The sequence below is a fragment of the Streptomyces sp. NPDC021096 genome (assembly GCF_040641275.1).
In the GTDB taxonomy this organism is placed as follows: Bacteria; Actinomycetota; Actinomycetes; order Streptomycetales; family Streptomycetaceae; genus Streptomyces.
Genome location: NZ_JBFADG010000022.1, coordinates 83,848 through 100,626, shown reverse-complemented (window position 1 = coordinate 100,626; position 16,779 = coordinate 83,848). Strand labels below are relative to the sequence as shown.

Sequence of the window (16,779 nt, the reverse complement as noted above, 5' to 3'; positions counted from 1 at the left end):
GGGCTGAATATTCAGCCCGTCCGGCGTTTGAGGACCGGGGTCCGGGGCGGAGCCCCGGTTACGGGAAGGGGCGGGGTGGGGGAAGGACTACTCGCGCCCCGCCGACGTGAGCGCCATGTCCGCGTACCGCCCCCCGGCCACCTGCCCGGCAATGGGCTCCAGAGCGGCCAGCTCACCAGCCGTCAGCTCAATACGCGTACCCCCCACGTTCTCCTCCAACCGCGACCGCCTCCGCGTCCCCGGAATCGGAACCACCGTCAGACCGTGCACGCGAGCCCGCTGCTGGGCCCACGCCAGGGCCACCTGCCCCAGCGAGATCCCCCGCTCCTCGGCGATGCGCCGCACAGGCGCGAGCAGCGCCGCGTTCCGCTCCGCGTTGTCGCCGGTGAAGCGCGGCAGCGTCCGGCGCCAGTCGTCGCTCGTGAGCTCCTTGTCGGCGTCGACGAACGCCCCGGTCAGGAAGCCCCGGCCGAGCGGCGAGTACGGCACGAGGGCGACGCCCAGCTCGCGCGCGGTGGGCACCACGTTCGCCTCGATGTCCCGGCTGAACAGCGACCACTCCGACTGCACGGCCGCGATCGGGTGCACCGCCTGCGCCTCGCGCAGCTCACCGCCGGTCACCTCGCTCAGGCCCAGGTGCTTGACCTTGCCCTCGGCGACCAGCTCGGCCATCGCGCCGACCGACTCCTCGATCGGGACGTCGACGTTGCGCCGGTGCATGTAGTAGAGGTCGATCTCGTCGACGCCCAGGCGCCGCAGGCTGCCCTCCACGGCCTGGCGGATGTACGGACGGTCGTTGCGTATGCTGCGCCGCGTCGGGTCGTCGGGGTCGGGGACGATCGCGAACTTGGTGGCCAGGACGACCTGCTCGCGGTGGGCCCGGACGAACGGGGCGATGAACTTCTCGTTCTCGCCCATCCCGTACATGTCGGCGGTGTCGAAGAGCGTCACGCCGAGCTCCAGCGCCCGCTCCAGCGTGGCCCGGGCCTCGGCCTCGTCGGTCGTCGGCCCGTAGGCGAAGCTCATGCCCATGCAGCCCAGGCCCTGGACGCCCACCTCGGGGCCGGCGGTGCCGAGCGTCACGCTCGCTATCGTGCTGTCACTGCTCATGATGGAGTCTCAGAACCCTTCGGGTGACCGGCGCCCGGCGCCGGAGTAAATGTCGATCTTGTAGTCGAGCACCTCGAGCGTGCTGCGCAGCTCCGCGATGCGCCGGCGGACGTTCTCCCGGTGCTCGCTCAGCAGCCGCTCGCGGTCGGCGAAGGTGTGCTCGCCCTGTCGGACGAGCTCGGCGTAGCGGACCATGTCGGCCACCGGCATCCCCGTCAGCCGCAGCCGGCCCACCAGATCCAGCCAGTCCAGGTCGCGGTCGGTGTAGCGGCGCTGCCCGGTGTGGGAGCGGTCGACGTGCGGCATCAGGCCGATCCGCTCGTACCAGCGCAGGGTGTGCGCGGACAGCCCGGCGTAGGCGGCCACTTCGCTGATCGTGTAGCGGTCCCGGCCCTCCGGGCGGCGGTGGCGCTGCCGGTCGAGCTCCAGACAACCGGGCGCCTCCACCGGCGCGCTGTGCATCACGGTCATGCCACTCCCCCTCGCGAACGTCTGCGGTGGCCCCCACGCTAGAGAGTTGGAGTGCACTCCAGGCAAGCGGAGCCCGGGCCGATCCCGGTGCGGGTTAGGCTCCTTGCCATGGAGAGCCTGCGGATGATCGAGAACTGGCCCGTGGAGACCGCCGCGGCGGCCGTCGTACGGGCGGACGGCACGCGTGCGGGGACGTACGGGCCGACCGGGCACCGTTTCCCCCTCGCGTCCGTGACCAAGCCGCTGGCCGCGTACGCCGCGCTGATCGCCGTCGAGGAGGGCGCGATCGAGCTGGACGAGCCCGCGGGCCCGGCCGGCGCCACGGTCCGGCACCTGCTCGCCCACACCTCCGGGCTCGCCTTCGACGAGCACCGCACGATGGCCGAGCCCGGCACGCGGCGGCTCTACTCCAACGCCGGCTTCGAGGTGCTCGGCGACCACATCGCCAAGGCCACCGACATCCCCTTCGCGGAGTACCTGCGGCAGGCGGTGCTGGAGCCGCTGGGCATGGCCGCGACGGACCTTCCCGGTTCGCCCGCCAAGGACGGCGTCTCGACGGTCGAGGACCTGGCGCGCTTCGCGGCGGAGCTGCAGGCGCCCCGGCTGCTCTCGCGCCAGACCCTGGACGAGGCGACCTCGGTGGCCTTCCCCGGCCTGACGGGCGTCCTGCCCGGCTATGGTCACCAGCGCCCCAACGACTGGGGCCTGGGCTTCGAGATCCGCGGGGCGAAGTCCCCGCACTGGACGGGGGCGTCGTCCTCGCCGCGCACCTACGGGCACTTCGGCCAGTCGGGAACGTTCCTGTGGGTGGACCCGGAGGCGGGCGCGGCGTGCGTGGCGCTGGCCGACCGCGCGTTCGGCCCGTGGGCCGTGGAGGCGTGGCCCCTGCTGACGGACGCCGTACTGGCCGAGCTGGCCTGATTCCGGGCGCCGCCGGTTTGTGGGCAGTCGTTCCGCAGGGCTGGGGGCACCTCCCAGCGGTAGCTGGGGGAGGGTGGGCACAAACCGGCCCACCGGCCCGCACCGTGCCTGGCCTCAGCCGAAGTGGGGCTCCGCGTGCATCTCCCACGCCAGGAACTCGGCGCCGGAGCCGACGGCCTCCGCCTCCACCCCGACGGCGTCGAGCAGCCGCGCCGCGTCACCCTCCCCCAGCACCTCGCCCCCCACCCGCACAGCACCCCGCACCACATGCACGTACAACCACGGCGCATCCGGCAACGCCGTGCGCTCAGCACTCCGCAGCCGCCGCACGTGCAGCACCGCCTCCGCCCGCGACAGCGCGTAGGGCGTGCCGTCGGCAATGCCCCGCACCACCTCGTAGTGGGGCTCACCGCCGAATTCGGACGGGGTGAGCCACATCTGGACGAACCGCAGCGGATCCGCCCCCGCGTTGCGCTCGACGTGGCGGACGCCGGAGCCCGCGCTCAGGCGCTGGACGTCGCCGGGGCGGACGGTGACGACGTGACCGGTGGAGTCCTCGTGTGTGAGTTCGCCCTCCACCACCCAGGTGACGATCTCAACGTCCCGGTGCGGGTGCTCGGCGAAGCCCGCGCCGCCCGCCAGCCGCTCCTCGTTGCAGGCCGCGAGCGGGCCGAACCGCACGTTGTCGGGGTCGTAGAAGCCGGAGAAGGAGAAGGCGTGCCAGGTCTCGATCCCGGCCTCCGCATCGCCGCCGCGGAAGCGTTCGGCGGCCCGTTGCACGTGCGTCATCGGGCCACCGTAGCCCCGTGAAGGGCTCCACAGGGGCCCGGCGGCCCCGAGGCGCACCCGAATAAGGCAGGCTTGTCCCCGTGCCTGAACCAGCCGCTAACACCCCGCATCCCCACAGCGCCACCCTGCGCAACCTGGAGAAGTCCTCCGGAACGCTGGCCGCCGCGGCCATCGCCCGGATGGACGCCCAGCTGCCGTGGTACCGGGCGATGCCCCCGGAGAACCGGTCCTGGATCGGCCTGGTGGCCCAGGCCGGCATCGCGGCCTTCACCGAGTGGTTCCGGCATCCGGAGACCCCTCAGGCCATCAGCACGGACGTCTTCGGCACGGCTCCCCGGGAGCTGACGCGGGCGATCACACTGCGCCAGACCGTGGAGATGGTGCGGACGACCATCGAGGTCATGGAGTCGGCCATCGACGAGGTGGCCGCGCCGGGCGACGAGAACTCGCTGCGCGAGGCCCTGCTGGTGTACGCACGGGAGATCGCCTTCGCCACGGCGCAGGTCTACGCCCAGGCCGCCGAGGCGCGCGGCGCGTGGGACGCCCGGCTGGAGTCGCTGGTGGTCAACGCGGTGCTCTCGGGGGAGGCGGACGAGGGCGCGCTGTCGCGGGCGGCGGCGCTGGGCTGGAACTCGCCGGCGCATGTCGCCGTGGTGCTGGGCACGGCTCCCAACGGGGACAGCGAGCTGACGGTGGAGGCGATCCGCCGGGCCGCCCGGCACGCCAAGCTGCAGGTCCTGACGGGGGTGCTGGGCGACCGGCTGGTGGTGATCGCGGGCGGCTCGGACGACCCCCTGCAGGCGGCGAAGGCGCTGATCGGCCCGTTCGCGGCCGGCCCGGTGGTGGCCGGGCCCGTGGTGGGCGATCTGCTGGCGGCGAACCGCTCCGCGCAGGCCGCGGGGGCGGGCCTCAAGGCCTGCGCGGCCTGGCCGGATGCCCCCCGTCCCGTACTGGCCGACGACCTGCTGCCCGAACGGGCGATGGCGGGTGACGCGGCCGCACGGGAACAGCTGGTGGAGGAGATCTACAGACCGCTGGAGGAGGCGGGCTCGGCGCTGCTGGAGACGCTGAGCGTCTACCTGGAACAGGCCAGCAGCCTGGAGGGGGCGGCCAGGATGTTGTTCGTCCACCCCAACACCGTGCGATACCGCCTCCGACGTGTGACGGACGTCACCGGCTGGTCACCCTCCGATGTCCGCTCGGCCTTCACACTGCGGATCGCACTGATCCTCGGGCGCCTGGCCGACGCGGAGTAACGCCCTTAGGCTTTTGTCGAACGTCCACAATTCCCCTGACGGTTCTTGGTCCCTGTCCTCACGGGTGACCGATGCCGTCCACGAGAGAGAGTGTGAGGGTGCTCGTACTCGTCGCTCCCGGCCAAGGCGCTCAGACGCCCGGATTCCTGACCCCCTGGCTCGACCTCCCCGGTGTCTCCGGCCGTCTGGCCGAGTGGTCGGCAGCCATCGACCTGGACCTCGTCCACTACGGCACGAACGCCGACGCCGATGAGATCCGCGACACCGCGGTGGCCCAGCCGCTGCTCGTGGCGTCCGCGCTGATCTCGGCGGGGCAGCTCTTCGCCACGCAGGAGGACTTCGCGCGCCTCGTCGGCGCCACCGCCGGCCACAGCGTGGGCGAGCTCGCCGCCGCCGCGCTGACCGGTGTGCTGTCCGAGCGGTCCGCCATGGAGCTCGTGCGCAAGCGCGGCCTGGCCATGGCCGAGGCCGCGGCCGTCACCGAGACCGGCATGTCCGCGCTCCTCGGCGGCGACCCCGAGAACGTCCTGCCCCATCTGGAGAAGCTCGGCCTGACCCCGGCGAACGTCAACGGCGCCGGCCAGATCGTGGCCGCCGGCACCGCCGAGCAGCTGGCGGCGCTGGCCGAGGACAAGCCCGAGGGCACCCGCAAGGTCATCGCCCTGAAGGTGGCGGGCGCCTTCCACACCCACCACATGGCCCCGGCCGTGGCGGCCCTGGAGGCCGCGGTGGGAGAGCTGGAAGTCCGCGACCCCCATACGCGTTATGTCTCCAACAAGGACGGCCGGGTCGTCGCCGGCGGCCAGGACGTCGTGCAGCGCCTGGTGGGCCAGGTGGCCAACCCGGTCCGCTGGGACCTGTGCATGGAGACCTTCAAGGAGCTGGGCGTCACCGCACTGATCGAGGTGGCCCCCGGCGGGACCCTCGTGGGCCTGGCCAAGCGCGCCCTGCCCGGCGTCAAGACCCTCGCGCTCAAGACCCCGGACGACCTCGAGGCCGCCCGCGCGCTGATCGCCGAGCACGCAGCCGACGCCGCCGGCCCGGCCGAATAAGGAGTCCGAGAGCATGACCTCGAAGATCAAGCCCGGCAAGGGCGCCCCGTACGCACGCATCATGGGCGTGGGCGGCTACCGCCCCACCCGTGTGGTGCCGAACGAGGAGATCCTCAAGCACATCGACTCCTCCGACGAGTGGATCCGCTCCCGTTCGGGCATCGCCACCCGGCACTGGGCCGGCCCGGAGGAGACCGTGGCCGCGATGTCCCTGGAGGCGGCGGGCAAGGCCATCGCCGACGCGGGCATCACCCCCGAGCAGATCGGCGCCGTCCTCGTCTCGACGGTGTCGCACTTCAAGCAGACCCCGGCCATCGCGACCGAGATCGCCCACAAGGTCGGCGCGGGCAAGCCGGCCGCCTTCGACATCTCCGCCGGCTGCGCGGGCTTCGGCTACGGCCTGGCCATCGCCAAGGGCATGGTGACCGAGGGCTCGGCGGAGTACGTCCTGGTCATCGGCGTCGAGCGGCTCTCCGACCTGACCGACCTGGAGGACCGCGCCACGGCCTTCCTGTTCGGCGACGGCGCGGGCGCCGTGGTCATCGGCCCCTCGCAGGAGCCGGCGATGGGCCCCACGGTGTGGGGCTCGGAGGGCGACAAGGCCGAGACCATCAAGCAGACCGTCGCGTGGGACGTCTACCGCGAGGAGACGGACGTCCGCTTCCCCGCGATCACCCAGGAGGGTCAGGCGGTCTTCCGCTGGGCCGTCTTCGAAATGGCGAAGATCGCCCAGCAGGCGCTGGACGAGGCCGGGGTGAGCCCCGAGGACCTGGACGTCTTCATCCCGCACCAGGCGAACATGCGGATCATCGACTCGATGGTCAAGACCCTCAAGCTGCCGGAGAGCGTCACGGTCGCCCGTGACGTGGAGACCACCGGCAACACCTCCGCGGCCTCCATTCCGCTGGCCATGGAGCGCCTCCTGGCCACCGGAGCGGCGAAGAGCGGCGACACCGCGCTCCTCATCGGCTTCGGGGCGGGTCTCGTGTACGCCGCCACGGTCGTTACCCTCCCCTAGGCGAGATCCACGGAGACCGGCACCACCGGCCGGTCACCGGAAGGTCACCGCACCAGCAGTTCCCTTACCGCAGTTCCACCGCACTATCGATAGAAGGAGCGCCGACATGGCCGCCACCCAGGAAGAGATCCTCAAGGGCCTCGCCGACATCGTCAACGAGATCGCCGGTATCCCGGTCGAGGACGTCAAGCTGGACAAGTCCTTCACCGACGACCTGGACGTCGACTCGCTGTCCATGGTCGAGGTCGTCGTGGCCGCCGAGGAGCGCTTCGACGTGAAGATCCCCGACGAGGACGTCAAGGGTCTGAAGACCGTCGGTGACGCTGCCGAGTACATCCTGAAGCACCAGGACTGATCAAGCGTTCGTCGCCACCCCAGCGGTGGCGGTTCCAGCACCTCTACACGTGGAGACAGAATTCCTGTGAATCCGACCAATCGCACCGTGGTCGTCACCGGTATCGGCGCAACCACACCGCTGGGTGGCGACAGCGCATCGACCTGGGAAGGGCTGCTCGCCGGGCGTTCCGGCGCCCGCGCCCTGGAGGGTGAGCGGTTCGCCGAGCTGCCGGTCCGTATCGCCGCCGTCGCGGCCGTGGACCCCGAGGACGTGCTGCCCCGGCCGCTCGCCCGCAAGCTGGACCGGTCGGCGCAGTTCGCGCTGATCGCCGCGCGCGAGGCATGGGCCGACGCGGGCTTCACCGCCAAGGCCGGCGAGGACGCCTCGATCGTCCCCGAGCGCCTCGGCACGGTCATCGCCTCCGGCATCGGCGGCGTGACCACCCTGCTCGACCAGTACGACGTGCTCAAGGAGAAGGGCGTCCGCCGCGTCTCCCCGCACACCGTGCCGATGCTGATGCCCAACGGCCCCTCCGCCAACGTCGGCCTCGAGGTGAACGCCCAGGCGGGCGTCCACACCCCGGTCAGCGCCTGCGCCTCCGGCGCCGAGGCCATCGGCTACGCCGTCGAGATGATCCGCACCGGCCGCGCCGACGTGGTCGTCGCGGGCGGCACCGAGGCGGCCATCCACCCGCTGCCCATCGCGGCCTTCGCCAACATGATGGCGATGTCCAAGAACAACGACGAGCCCACCACGGCCTCGCGCCCGTACGACAAGAAGCGCGACGGCTTCGTCCTCGGCGAGGGCGCCGGCGTCGTCGTCCTGGAGTCGGCCGAGCACGCCGCCCGCCGCGGCGCGCGCGTCTACTGCGAGGTGCTGGGCCAGGGCCTGTCCGCGGACAGCCACCACATCGCCCAGCCCGAGCCGAGCGGCCGCGGCATCGCCGCCGCGCTGCAGAACCTGCTCGACAGCACCGACCTCAAGCCGTCGGAGGTCGTGCACCTCAACGCGCACGCCACCTCCACGCCGCAGGGCGACTCCGCGGAGCTCAAGGCGCTGCGCAAGGTCCTCGGCGACGACCTCGACCACGTCGCGGTCTCCGCGACCAAGTCGATGACCGGCCACCTGCTCGGCGGTGCCGGCGGCATCGAGACGGTCATGACCGTGCTCGCGCTGTACCACCGCACCGCGCCCCCCACGATCAACATCGAAGAGCTCGACGAGGACATCGACGCGGACATCGTGCGCGACGAGCCCCGCAAGCTCCCGGAGGGCTCCATCGCGGCGATCAACAACTCGTTCGGCTTCGGCGGCCACAACGTGGTGCTCGCCCTGCGAACGGTCTGATCGCGCCCGGCGCATCACTCTTACGGGCGAAGGGCCCGCCCCGGCCGGGGCGGGCCCTTCGGCGTACCGTGCGCCGCCTTACGCGTCGAAGCTGGCGAAGTAGGAGGCGGCCATGTCCTCGTCGCCGTGCCCCTGCTCGACGGCCCGCCGGAAGCGCTCCGCGCCCGCCGCCGCGACGTCGAGGCGCACCCCGGCCGACTCCCCCGCCGCGACGATCAGGCGGGCGTCCTTCTCCGCCGTCGTGGTGGCGAAGCTCGGCGGGGTGAGAGCGCCGCTGCGCAGGAGAGCGGCCTTGGCGCGCAGATAGCCCATGTCGAGCGGGCCGCCCGCCACCGCGTCCAGGAACCCCTCCGCCTCCACTCCCAGCCCCTCGGCCAGGGCCAGCGCCTCGGCCGCGCCGTGGGTGACGGCGAGGATCCAGCTGTTGACGACGAGCTTGAGCCGCGTGGCCGCGCCCCGCGCGCTGTCGTCGCCCACCCAGACGGTACGGGCGCCCACGGCGTCGAAGACGGGGGCGAGGACCTGCCGTACGGACTCCGGCCCCGCGGCCAGCACCGTGAGCGTGCCCTCCTCGGCGGGCCGCCGGGTGCCCACGACCGGGGCGTCGACGATGACCAGGTCGTGCTCGCGGGCGAAGGCGGCGAGGTCCGCCAGGCCCTCGAGCCCGGCGGTGGTCGACTGGACCCACACCGTGCCGGGGCGCAGCGCGGGCGCCGCCGCGCGCATCACGTCGAGGGCGGCGGGGCCGTCGTGGAGCATGGTCAGGACGACGTCGGCACCGCGTACCGCCTCCTGCGGCGTGTCCGCGACGGTGACGCCGTCGGCGGCGAGGGGCTCGGCCTTGGCGCGGCTGCGGTTCCAGGCGCGTACGGACAGCCCGGCGCGGGCGAGGTTGCGGGCCATGGGGGCGCCCATGGTGCCGGTGCCGAGGACGGCGACGTGCACGGGGGCGGGGGCAGGTGTGTCGGGCATGACCCGGACGCTAGGCGCTGGAGTGCGCTCGAAGGCAAGAGCGCGCCGCCGGAGCGCCCGTCCGGGCGCGGTTCACACCACCTGGTGCAGCCAGCGCACCGGTGCGCCCTCGCCCGCGTAACGGAACGGTTCCAACTCGTCGTCCCAGGGCTTGCCCAGCAGCTTGGCGACCTCGGCCTGCAGGTCGCTCTCACCGCGGTCCGCGCGGGACATCGCGGCGCGCAGCCGGTCCTCGGGGATGAGGATGTCGCCGTGGATGCCGGTGACGGCGTGGAAGATGCCCAGGTCGGGGGTGGAGCTGTAGCGCTCGCCCTCGACGGTGGCGCAGGGGTCGGCGGTCACCTCGAAGCGCAGCAGGTGCCAGCCGCGCAGCGCGGAGGCGAGCTTGGAGGCGGTGCCGGCCTGGCCCTGCCAGGAGAACTCGGAGCGCCAGGTGCCGGGCGCCGCGGGCTGGCGGATCCAGTCGAGGGTGACCCGTACGCCGAGAACGCCCGCCACGGCCCATTCGACGTGCGGGCACAGCGCGCGCGGCGCGGAGTGCACGTACAGAACTCCACGTGTCGTCACCGGGACCTCCAGTGCGGTTCGAGGTTCGCCTTCCCCAGCGGCCTCGCACCCGTGACGGTCCCGCCCGGGGCAGCGGTGGGCAGTCCGCCCCCATGACCACTCCCGCACCAGCTCGCGAGGTTACCAACAGTAAACACCATCGGGAGCAATTCTCCTGAAAATGGACAGGAAGTGACGTGTTGTGATTTCGTCGCGCCGCGTTTGCAAAGATCCCGGAACAAGTTGATCACCGGGGAAAAGCTACCGTGCGGAAGCCCCTGTGGGGTGACGTACCGTCGGTCCCGGACAGATATCACCCGGCCGGAGGGGGAACGAGATGGCGACGACCAGGAGGCGAAGGCGGCCTGCGGGCATACGGACCGCGGCCGCGGTGCTCGGCGCCGTACTGCTGGCGACCGGGTGCGATGACGGCGCTACCGGGACCAAGGCGGCCGAGCCGAGCCCCACCCGTCCCGCCTGGAACCCCCGCCCGGCCTCGATGGCCTCCCTCGGCGACTCCATCACCCGCGGCTTCGACGCCTGCTCGGTGCTCGAGGACTGCCCCGAGGTCTCGTGGGCCACCGGCACCGAGGTCGACAGCCTCGCCCGGCGGCTGCTGCTGTCCCCGCAGACCAGCAGCTGGAACTACGCGAAGACCGGCGCGCGGATGGCCGACCTGCCGGGGCAGATGCGCTCGGCCGTGGCCCACAAGCCGCAGCTGGTGACCGTCCTGCTCGGCGCCAACGACGCCTGCCGCGCGGACGTGGCCCAGATGACGCCCGTGGACCGCTTCCGCACCGACTTCGAGGCGTCGCTGGGCACCCTGCGCTCCACCCTGCCGAAGTCCCAGGTCTACGTCGCCGGCATCCCCGACCTGAAGCGGCTGTGGTCGGAGGGGCGCAAGAGCATGCTCGGCAAGCAGATCTGGAAGATGGCGTCGATCTGCCCGTCGATGCTGCGCGACGCCGACGCGGCGGACGAGGCGGCCGAGGAGCGGCGGGCCCAGGTCGACAAGAGGGTCGGCGAGTACAACGCCGTCCTGAAGGACATCTGCGGCCGGGACACGCTGTGCCGCTACGACGGCGCGGTGAACGGCTACACCTTCACCGGCCAGGAGCTGAGCAAGTGGGACTGGTTCCACCCCAGCAAGAAGGGCCAGGTCGAACTGGCCGGCATGGCCTACCGCACGATCACGGCGACGAAGCCGCTGCCGTAAGCGCCACCTTCCCGAACCGGGGCTCCGCCCCGGACCCCGGTCCTCAAGCGCCGGACGGGCTGAAATTCAGCCCGTCCGGCGATTGAGGACAAGAAACGGGGAAGGGGCGGAGCCCGTCAGGTGGCTCCGCCCCCGCAACGGCCGGAGAGCCGGACCGTCTCACGGCCCGGTACCCCGCCGGTGGCACCGGCGCCCGTACCCTCGCCCCGGGAAACCGGTGCCTCGCGAACCCGCCCGGTGGGGACCAGGCCGAGGCAGAGGGATCGCGCGAAGACCGCGACCACCCTCCGACCGCACGCTATCCGATGAAGCCCCCTGGCTCATAAGCGAGTTCACCCGCGCCGGGGACGACGGCGGTCCGTCCGCTCACTCCGCGCTGTCGGCGTGCGCGCGCAGCCCGACGCCGGTGATGCCGTCCCAGTCCGTCAGCTCCTCCACCAGCGGATGGGCCGACCTCTTGCCCTCCAGGCTCAGCACGACCCCGGCCTCCTTGCCCTTGCTCTTGGGGCCCTCCCCGGCGCCGGCCTCCGCGTCGACGTGGACGTCCATCACCCGGAAGCCGTTCTTCGTGCACAGCTCCAGCACCCGGCCGAGCAGCCCCCGGCGCGTGCGGTAGGACAGGCTCAGCTCGACCCGCTCGACGCTTCCCAGCCGCCGGGTCAGCAGCACGAAGCCGCGCACCACCAGGAAGTGCACCGCGGTCGCGGCGGCCGCGAGCAGCGGCAGCCCGCCGCCGCACGCCATGCCGACGGCGCAGGTCAGCCAGATCGTGGCGGCCGTTGTCAGGCCGCGCACCGCGTCCCGGCGGACGAAGATGAGGCCGCCGCCGATGAAGCCGATGCCGGAGACGATCTGCGCCGCCACCCGGGACCCGTCCAGGCGGGCGTCGCCGTCGAGGTCGGCCAGCGCGCCGAAGCCGTGGATCGAGATCTCCATGAACAGCGCACTGCCCACCCCGACGAGGGTGTGCGTGCGCAGACCGGCGCTCTTCTGCTGCAGCTCGCGCTCGAGGCCGATGAGCGAGGACAGCAGGAGCGCGAGGGCCATCTCGGCGAATTCCCGGGCGCCTTGCCCGGCTCTGGGGTCGAACAGCGGGGCAGCGAAATGTCGTCCGGCGGATATGAGCGGGTCGGCGAGAAGCTGCGAGATTGCCATTCCGCCATTGTGGCCTGAAGGTGACTGTCCGCGAGGGGAGTTGGCCTCCCCCTACCGCCAATGCCGCCGCAGTGGTTACCTTCCGGCTCATGAGACCCGTTGATTCCGCCCGGATATCCCGCAGGAGCACCCTCGGCACCCTCGGCGCCGTCCTGCTCGCCTGCACCCCCCTCGCCCTCCCCGCCCCCGCCACGGCGGCGACGCGCACCGCACCGCTCACCGTCGAGGAACAGCGGCTGAACGGCCCCGTACCGCAGGAGATCCTGCGCCGCAGCGGCTTCGACAGCGTGGCGCCCGGCTTCGCCCTCGCCCTGGCCCGCACCCGTACCGTCGGGCAGGCCGAGACGCTGGCCTCGGTCCATGGGCGGCAGCTGTGGCGACGGGCCGTGGACCGGGTCCAGGGCCGCGGCCCCGCCGGCGGCGACCTGAGCCGGGACGACGACCGGCCGCTGTACTGGGCGCGGCTGGGCATGACGCGGGCGCTGCGCGAGTGGCGGCCGGCCTTCGAGCTGGACGAGCGGCGGCGCGCGGAGCTGGTGGCCGCGGTGGAGCGGGGCTCGCGCGGCCAGGACTCGATCGCCCTGCCGTCCGGCTCCGGGGTCAAGCGCGTCCTGATCACCGGCTTCGACCCGTTCCAGCTCGACTCCGACGTCCGCCGCTCCAACCCCTCGGGGGCGGCGGCCCTCGCCCTCGACGGCACCACCGTCGACACTCCGGCGGGCCCGGCGCGCATCGAGGCGGCCCTCTTCCCGGTGCGCTGGGACGACTTCGCCGACGGCACGGTCGAGCGGACCCTGCTGCCGCACTTCCGGCCCGGGCCCGGCAGGGTGGACCTGTTCACCACCATCAGCCAGGGCCGGCCCGACCGTTTCGACGTCGAGCGCACCAACGGGGCGTGGCGCGGCGGCTATGAGGACAACGTGAACGTCTCGCGCACGCAGACCGTGCCCGTGCCGCCCGGTGTACCGACGGTCGTCCCGCAGCCGCAGTGGACGACGACCAGCCTGCCGTACGCCGCGATCACGGCGGCGGCCACCGGGCCGTTCCGGGTGTACGACAACACCGCCGTCACCGAGATCCCGGCGGGCGGCGGCGAGGAGGTGAACCGGCCGGACGGGCCCACCCCGGGCTCGACCGCCCGCGCGGGCGGCGGGGGCGACTACCTCTCCAACGAGATCGCCTACCGGGCCACCCTGCTGCGCGACGCCGTGGGCCTGCGCGTACCGGGCGGGCATCTGCACACGCCGGTGCTGCGGTTCGGCGAGGGCAACACCGACCCCGCGACGGGGCGGATCACCGACCCCGACTTCGTACGGAACCGGCTGGCGATCACCGCACAGATCCGGTCGGTGATCTCGGTGGCCGTGGGGGCTACGGGCCGGTCATGATGACCGCATGATCATTTCTGCCGCACAGTTCACGGCCCGGCCCTGCGACATCGACGCCAACGTCGCCCGCATGGCCGGCTTCGTGGCCGAAGCCGGCGAGCGGGGTGCCTCGCTCGTCGTCTTCGCCGAACTCGCCGTCACGGGCTACGAGCTCGACGCGATCGTCGCCGATCCCGGCCGGCTGACCATGGCCCCGGACGACGCCCGGCTGGCCCCGGTCCGCGACGCCTGCCGGACGGCGGGCGTCGCGGCCGTGGTCAACTGCGCGGGCACGGCCCCGGCCGGGCCGACCATCAGCTCGTTCGTGTACGGGCCGGACGGCGCCCTGCTCACACGCTACGACAAGGTGCACGTGACGGAGACGGAGGCCGCGGCGGGCTTCACGACGGGCACGGAAGACGGCCGCTTCACCCTGGGCGGCGTCGGCTTCGGCCTCGCCATCTGCTTCGACGCCCACTTCCCCGACGTCGCGGCCCGCGCGGCGGCCGACGGCTGCCGCGCCCTGCTGGCGAGCTCGCTGTACGGCCGCCCCACGGGCGAGGCCGAGCGAGGGGAGATCTTCCCGTCCCTGGCGAAGGACCACGCCCTGCACGTCCTGCTGGCCAACCACGTGGGCCCGTCGGGCCCGTACGACGCGTGCGGGCTGAGCGCGGTGTGGGGCCCGGACGGCAGCGTACTGGCGGAGGGAACTCAGGAGGGCGCAGGGCTGACATTCAGCTCAATTTGAGCCCGTCCGGCGATTGAGGACCGGGGGTCCGGGGGCGGAGCCCCCGGTTACGGGAAGGGGCGGGGCTGGGGAGATTCCAAGCCCTCGCCCTCACCATCACCCTCAACCGTCTCCCCCATAAGGTCCCGCACCAACAGCGTCGCCCCGGCGACAGCCCCCGGCATCACGAAGACGGCCACGAACGGCACCAGGAACAGCAGAGCGACCGGCACCCCGAACCCCAGCGTCAGCAGCTTGCGCGAGCGCAGCATCGCCAGCCGCTCCTTGAGCGGCACCCCCCGCCGCTGCAGAGCGACGGCGGTGAGCTCCTCGGCGAGGAAGAAGCCGGAGACGCAGAAGCCGATCACGGGAATGACGGTCTGTCCGATGACGGGCACGAAGCCCAGCGCGAAGAACAGGACGCCCCACAGGGCCACCCGCACGAGCACCGCGAGGCTCTCGCGGGCCGAGATCCACAGCTCCCGCCACAGCGGCAGCCCCGACTCGGGGGCGCTGCCGCCCTCGGCCAGGTCGACCCGCTCGGAGAGGGACTCGTAGAAGGGCTGCCCGACCAGCAGCGTCACCGCCGTGAAGGAGATCACCGACAGCAGCAGGCAGCCGCCGAAGAACACCGTCGTCAGGGCACCGCGGAAGAGACCGAGCCAGGGCGAGCCCCAGCCGTCGGCGAAGGGCGTGGCCCAGCCGACGAAGTCGTCCGCCCATATGACGAGCGCGACGATCGCCGCCGCGTACCCGACCAGGGTGATGAGCCCGGGCAGCAGCCCGAACCCCCACTGCCGGCGGTTGCGGCCCACCCAGCGCTGACCCTTGGCCAGGTACGTCATGCCCGCTACAAGATCTCGCATGGCGGGAAGCGTAGCCGCTCGGTGGAAAGGCGATCGTCGCGCTCGTGTTCCGGGTTCGTCCCGGTCAGACGACGTCGAGGGTGACCTCGATGTTGCCGCGCGTGGCGTTGGAGTACGGGCACACCTGGTGCGCCTGCTCCACGAGCGCACGGGCGGTGGCCTCGTCGACGTTCGGGATGCGGGCCGAGAGCGCGACCTTGATGCCGAAGCCGCCGTCGGGGGTCTTGCCTATGCCGACCTCGGCGGTGACGGTCGAGCCGGAGATGTCGGCCTTCGCCTGGCGGGCGACGACGCCGAGGGCGCCCTGGAAGCAGGCGCTGTAGCCGGCGGCGAAGAGCTGCTCGGGGTTGGTGCCGGCGCCGCTGCCGCCCAGCTGCTTCGGGGGGTTGACGATGACGTCGAGCTGGCCGTCGTCGCTGGCGACGCGGCCGTCACGGCCGTTCTCCGCGGTGGCGACGGCGGTGTAGACGACCTCGACGGGCTGGATCGGCATAACGTTTCTCCTAGGAGGGGGGATTGACTCGGGGGGCGGGAAGGAAGGTCAGGCGTCGAGGCTGACGATCATCTTTCCGGTGTTCTCGCCGCGCAGCAGGCCCAGGAACGCCTCGGCCGCGTTCTCGATGCCCTGCACGACGGTCTCGCGGTACGTGAGCTCGCCGGAGCGGATCCAGCCGCCGACCTCCTGGATGAACTGCGGGCGCAGCGCCTCGTGGTCGGAGACGATCATGCCCTGGACGCGGAGCCGCTTGGCCAGGATGTTGACCATGTTGCGCGGGCCGGGGACCGGCTCGGTGGCGTTGTACTGGGCGATCATGCCGCAGATGGTGACGCGGCCCTTGAGGTTCAGGGCGCCGAGCGCGGCTTCGAGGTGCTCGCCGCCGACGTTGTCGAAGTAGACGTCGATGCCGTCGGGAGCCGCCTCCTTCAGCTGCTCGGCGACGGGGCCCTTCTTGTAGTTGAAGGCGGCGTCGAAGCCGTGCTCGTCGAGCAGGACCTGGACCTTCTCGTCCGAGCCCGCGCTGCCGATGACGCGTGCCGCGCCCTTGAGCTTGGCGATCTGGCCGACCAGGCTGCCGACCGCGCCGGCGGCGCCGGAGACGAAGACGGTGTCGCCCTCCTGGAAGGAGGCGACCTCCAGCAGGCCCGCGTAGGCGGTCATGCCCGGCATGCCCAGGACGCCGAGGTAGGCGGAGAGCGGGGCGACGCCGGGGTCGACCTTGGCGGCGCGCCGGGCGTCCACGACGGCGTACTCGCGCCAGCCGAGGCCGTGCAGGACGTGGTCGCCGGGGGCGAAGCCCTCGGCCCGGGAGGCGATGACCTCGCCGACCGCGCCGCCGTCCATGGGCTGGTCGAGCTGGAACGGCGGGATGTAGGACTTCACGTCGTTCATCCGGCCGCGCATGTACGGGTCCACCGAGAGGTGGATGTTGCGGACCAGGATCTGGCCCTCCGCGGGCTCGGGGACCGCGGCCTCGCGCAGGGCGAAGTCCTCGGGCCGGGGCCAGCCCTGCGGGCGGGCGACCAGGTGCCATTCACGGCTGGTGGCGGGCATGGCGGACATGGGAACCAACCTTCTCTAATGCTTCAGGAGCTGAAACAATCATGTGCCTCGATATTTCATGTTGTCAA

The 16,779-nt window shown here is 72.3% G+C and carries 18 protein-coding genes; 9 read left to right on the top strand and 9 right to left on the bottom strand.

Going from position 1 to position 16,779, the window contains the following annotated elements:
* Positions 1-87: 87 nt before the first annotated feature.
* Both AB0G59_RS23705 and AB0G59_RS23700 read right to left on the bottom strand, forming a co-directional pair.
* The gene (locus tag AB0G59_RS23705; RefSeq protein ID WP_360914931.1) at positions 88-1,110 is read right to left on the bottom strand and encodes an aldo/keto reductase; all 1,023 of its coding nucleotides are present in this window, start codon (positions 1,108-1,110) and stop codon (positions 88-90) included.
* Between the two features lie 9 nt (positions 1,111-1,119).
* A complete protein-coding gene (locus AB0G59_RS23700; protein ID WP_104531788.1) occupies positions 1,120-1,572 on the bottom strand; it encodes a MerR family transcriptional regulator in 453 nt (150 codons plus the stop codon).
* Positions 1,573-1,689: 117 nt separating this feature from the next.
* On the opposite strand from AB0G59_RS23700, the gene AB0G59_RS23695 reads away from it, so the two are divergent.
* Complete coding sequence (locus AB0G59_RS23695) at positions 1,690-2,502, top strand: serine hydrolase domain-containing protein (RefSeq protein WP_360914928.1); 813 nt, start codon at positions 1,690-1,692, stop codon at positions 2,500-2,502.
* Positions 2,503-2,616: 114 nt separating this feature from the next.
* Here the strand turns inward: AB0G59_RS23695 and AB0G59_RS23690 are convergent, their stop codons facing one another.
* Positions 2,617-3,291 (bottom strand): pirin family protein, encoded by a 675-nt coding sequence (locus tag AB0G59_RS23690; RefSeq protein ID WP_360914925.1) that lies wholly within the window; start codon positions 3,289-3,291, stop codon positions 2,617-2,619.
* A gap of 80 nt (positions 3,292-3,371) precedes the next feature.
* On the opposite strand from AB0G59_RS23690, the gene AB0G59_RS23685 reads away from it, so the two are divergent.
* From AB0G59_RS23685 to fabF, 5 genes are all read left to right on the top strand, one after another.
* The gene (locus AB0G59_RS23685; protein ID WP_360914922.1) at positions 3,372-4,547 is read left to right on the top strand and encodes a helix-turn-helix domain-containing protein; all 1,176 of its coding nucleotides are present in this window, start codon (positions 3,372-3,374) and stop codon (positions 4,545-4,547) included.
* 98 nt (positions 4,548-4,645) lie between these two features.
* Positions 4,646-5,599, top strand: a complete 954-nt coding sequence (locus AB0G59_RS23680) for an ACP S-malonyltransferase (protein ID WP_360914919.1) — start codon at positions 4,646-4,648, stop codon at positions 5,597-5,599.
* Positions 5,600-5,612: 13 nt separating this feature from the next.
* Complete coding sequence (locus AB0G59_RS23675; protein ID WP_071966637.1) at positions 5,613-6,617, top strand: ketoacyl-ACP synthase III; 1,005 nt, start codon at positions 5,613-5,615, stop codon at positions 6,615-6,617.
* Between the two features lie 106 nt (positions 6,618-6,723).
* Positions 6,724-6,972, top strand: coding sequence for an acyl carrier protein (locus tag AB0G59_RS23670; RefSeq protein WP_360914916.1), 249 nt, complete (start codon positions 6,724-6,726; stop codon positions 6,970-6,972).
* A 66-nt stretch (positions 6,973-7,038) separates the two neighbouring features.
* The gene (gene fabF, locus AB0G59_RS23665; RefSeq protein ID WP_071966635.1) at positions 7,039-8,301 is read left to right on the top strand and encodes a beta-ketoacyl-ACP synthase II; all 1,263 of its coding nucleotides are present in this window, start codon (positions 7,039-7,041) and stop codon (positions 8,299-8,301) included.
* Positions 8,302-8,379: 78 nt separating this feature from the next.
* On the opposite strand, the gene AB0G59_RS23660 is transcribed toward fabF, so the two are convergent.
* Positions 8,380-9,273 (bottom strand): NAD(P)-dependent oxidoreductase, encoded by an 894-nt coding sequence (locus AB0G59_RS23660; protein WP_360914912.1) that lies wholly within the window; start codon positions 9,271-9,273, stop codon positions 8,380-8,382.
* A 72-nt stretch (positions 9,274-9,345) separates the two neighbouring features.
* Positions 9,346-9,840, bottom strand: coding sequence for a DUF3145 domain-containing protein (locus AB0G59_RS23655; protein WP_360914909.1), 495 nt, complete (start codon positions 9,838-9,840; stop codon positions 9,346-9,348).
* A 316-nt stretch (positions 9,841-10,156) separates the two neighbouring features.
* Between AB0G59_RS23655 and AB0G59_RS23650 the strand changes: the two genes are divergently transcribed.
* The gene (locus AB0G59_RS23650; RefSeq protein ID WP_360914906.1) at positions 10,157-11,035 is read left to right on the top strand and encodes an SGNH/GDSL hydrolase family protein; all 879 of its coding nucleotides are present in this window, start codon (positions 10,157-10,159) and stop codon (positions 11,033-11,035) included.
* A 366-nt stretch (positions 11,036-11,401) separates the two neighbouring features.
* On the opposite strand, the gene AB0G59_RS23645 is transcribed toward AB0G59_RS23650, so the two are convergent.
* A complete protein-coding gene (locus AB0G59_RS23645; RefSeq protein ID WP_360914903.1) occupies positions 11,402-12,190 on the bottom strand; it encodes an MgtC/SapB family protein in 789 nt (262 codons plus the stop codon).
* Positions 12,191-12,279: 89 nt separating this feature from the next.
* On the opposite strand from AB0G59_RS23645, the gene AB0G59_RS23640 reads away from it, so the two are divergent.
* On the top strand, positions 12,280-13,578 hold the full coding sequence (locus AB0G59_RS23640) for a pyroglutamyl peptidase (RefSeq protein ID WP_360914900.1): 1,299 nt from the start codon (positions 12,280-12,282) through the stop codon (positions 13,576-13,578).
* Between the two features lie 7 nt (positions 13,579-13,585).
* Positions 13,586-14,305, top strand: coding sequence for a carbon-nitrogen hydrolase family protein (locus AB0G59_RS23635; protein ID WP_360914897.1), 720 nt, complete (start codon positions 13,586-13,588; stop codon positions 14,303-14,305).
* A gap of 47 nt (positions 14,306-14,352) precedes the next feature.
* Here AB0G59_RS23635 and AB0G59_RS23630 read toward each other — a convergent pair whose 3' ends face one another.
* From AB0G59_RS23630 to AB0G59_RS23620, 3 genes are all read right to left on the bottom strand, one after another.
* Positions 14,353-15,150 (bottom strand): EI24 domain-containing protein, encoded by a 798-nt coding sequence (locus AB0G59_RS23630; protein WP_360914894.1) that lies wholly within the window; start codon positions 15,148-15,150, stop codon positions 14,353-14,355.
* A 64-nt stretch (positions 15,151-15,214) separates the two neighbouring features.
* Positions 15,215-15,643, bottom strand: a complete 429-nt coding sequence (locus AB0G59_RS23625) for an organic hydroperoxide resistance protein (RefSeq protein ID WP_360914891.1) — start codon at positions 15,641-15,643, stop codon at positions 15,215-15,217.
* A 48-nt stretch (positions 15,644-15,691) separates the two neighbouring features.
* On the bottom strand, positions 15,692-16,711 hold the full coding sequence (locus tag AB0G59_RS23620) for an NADP-dependent oxidoreductase (RefSeq protein WP_360914888.1): 1,020 nt from the start codon (positions 16,709-16,711) through the stop codon (positions 15,692-15,694).
* Between the last annotated feature and the right edge of the window lie 68 nt (positions 16,712-16,779).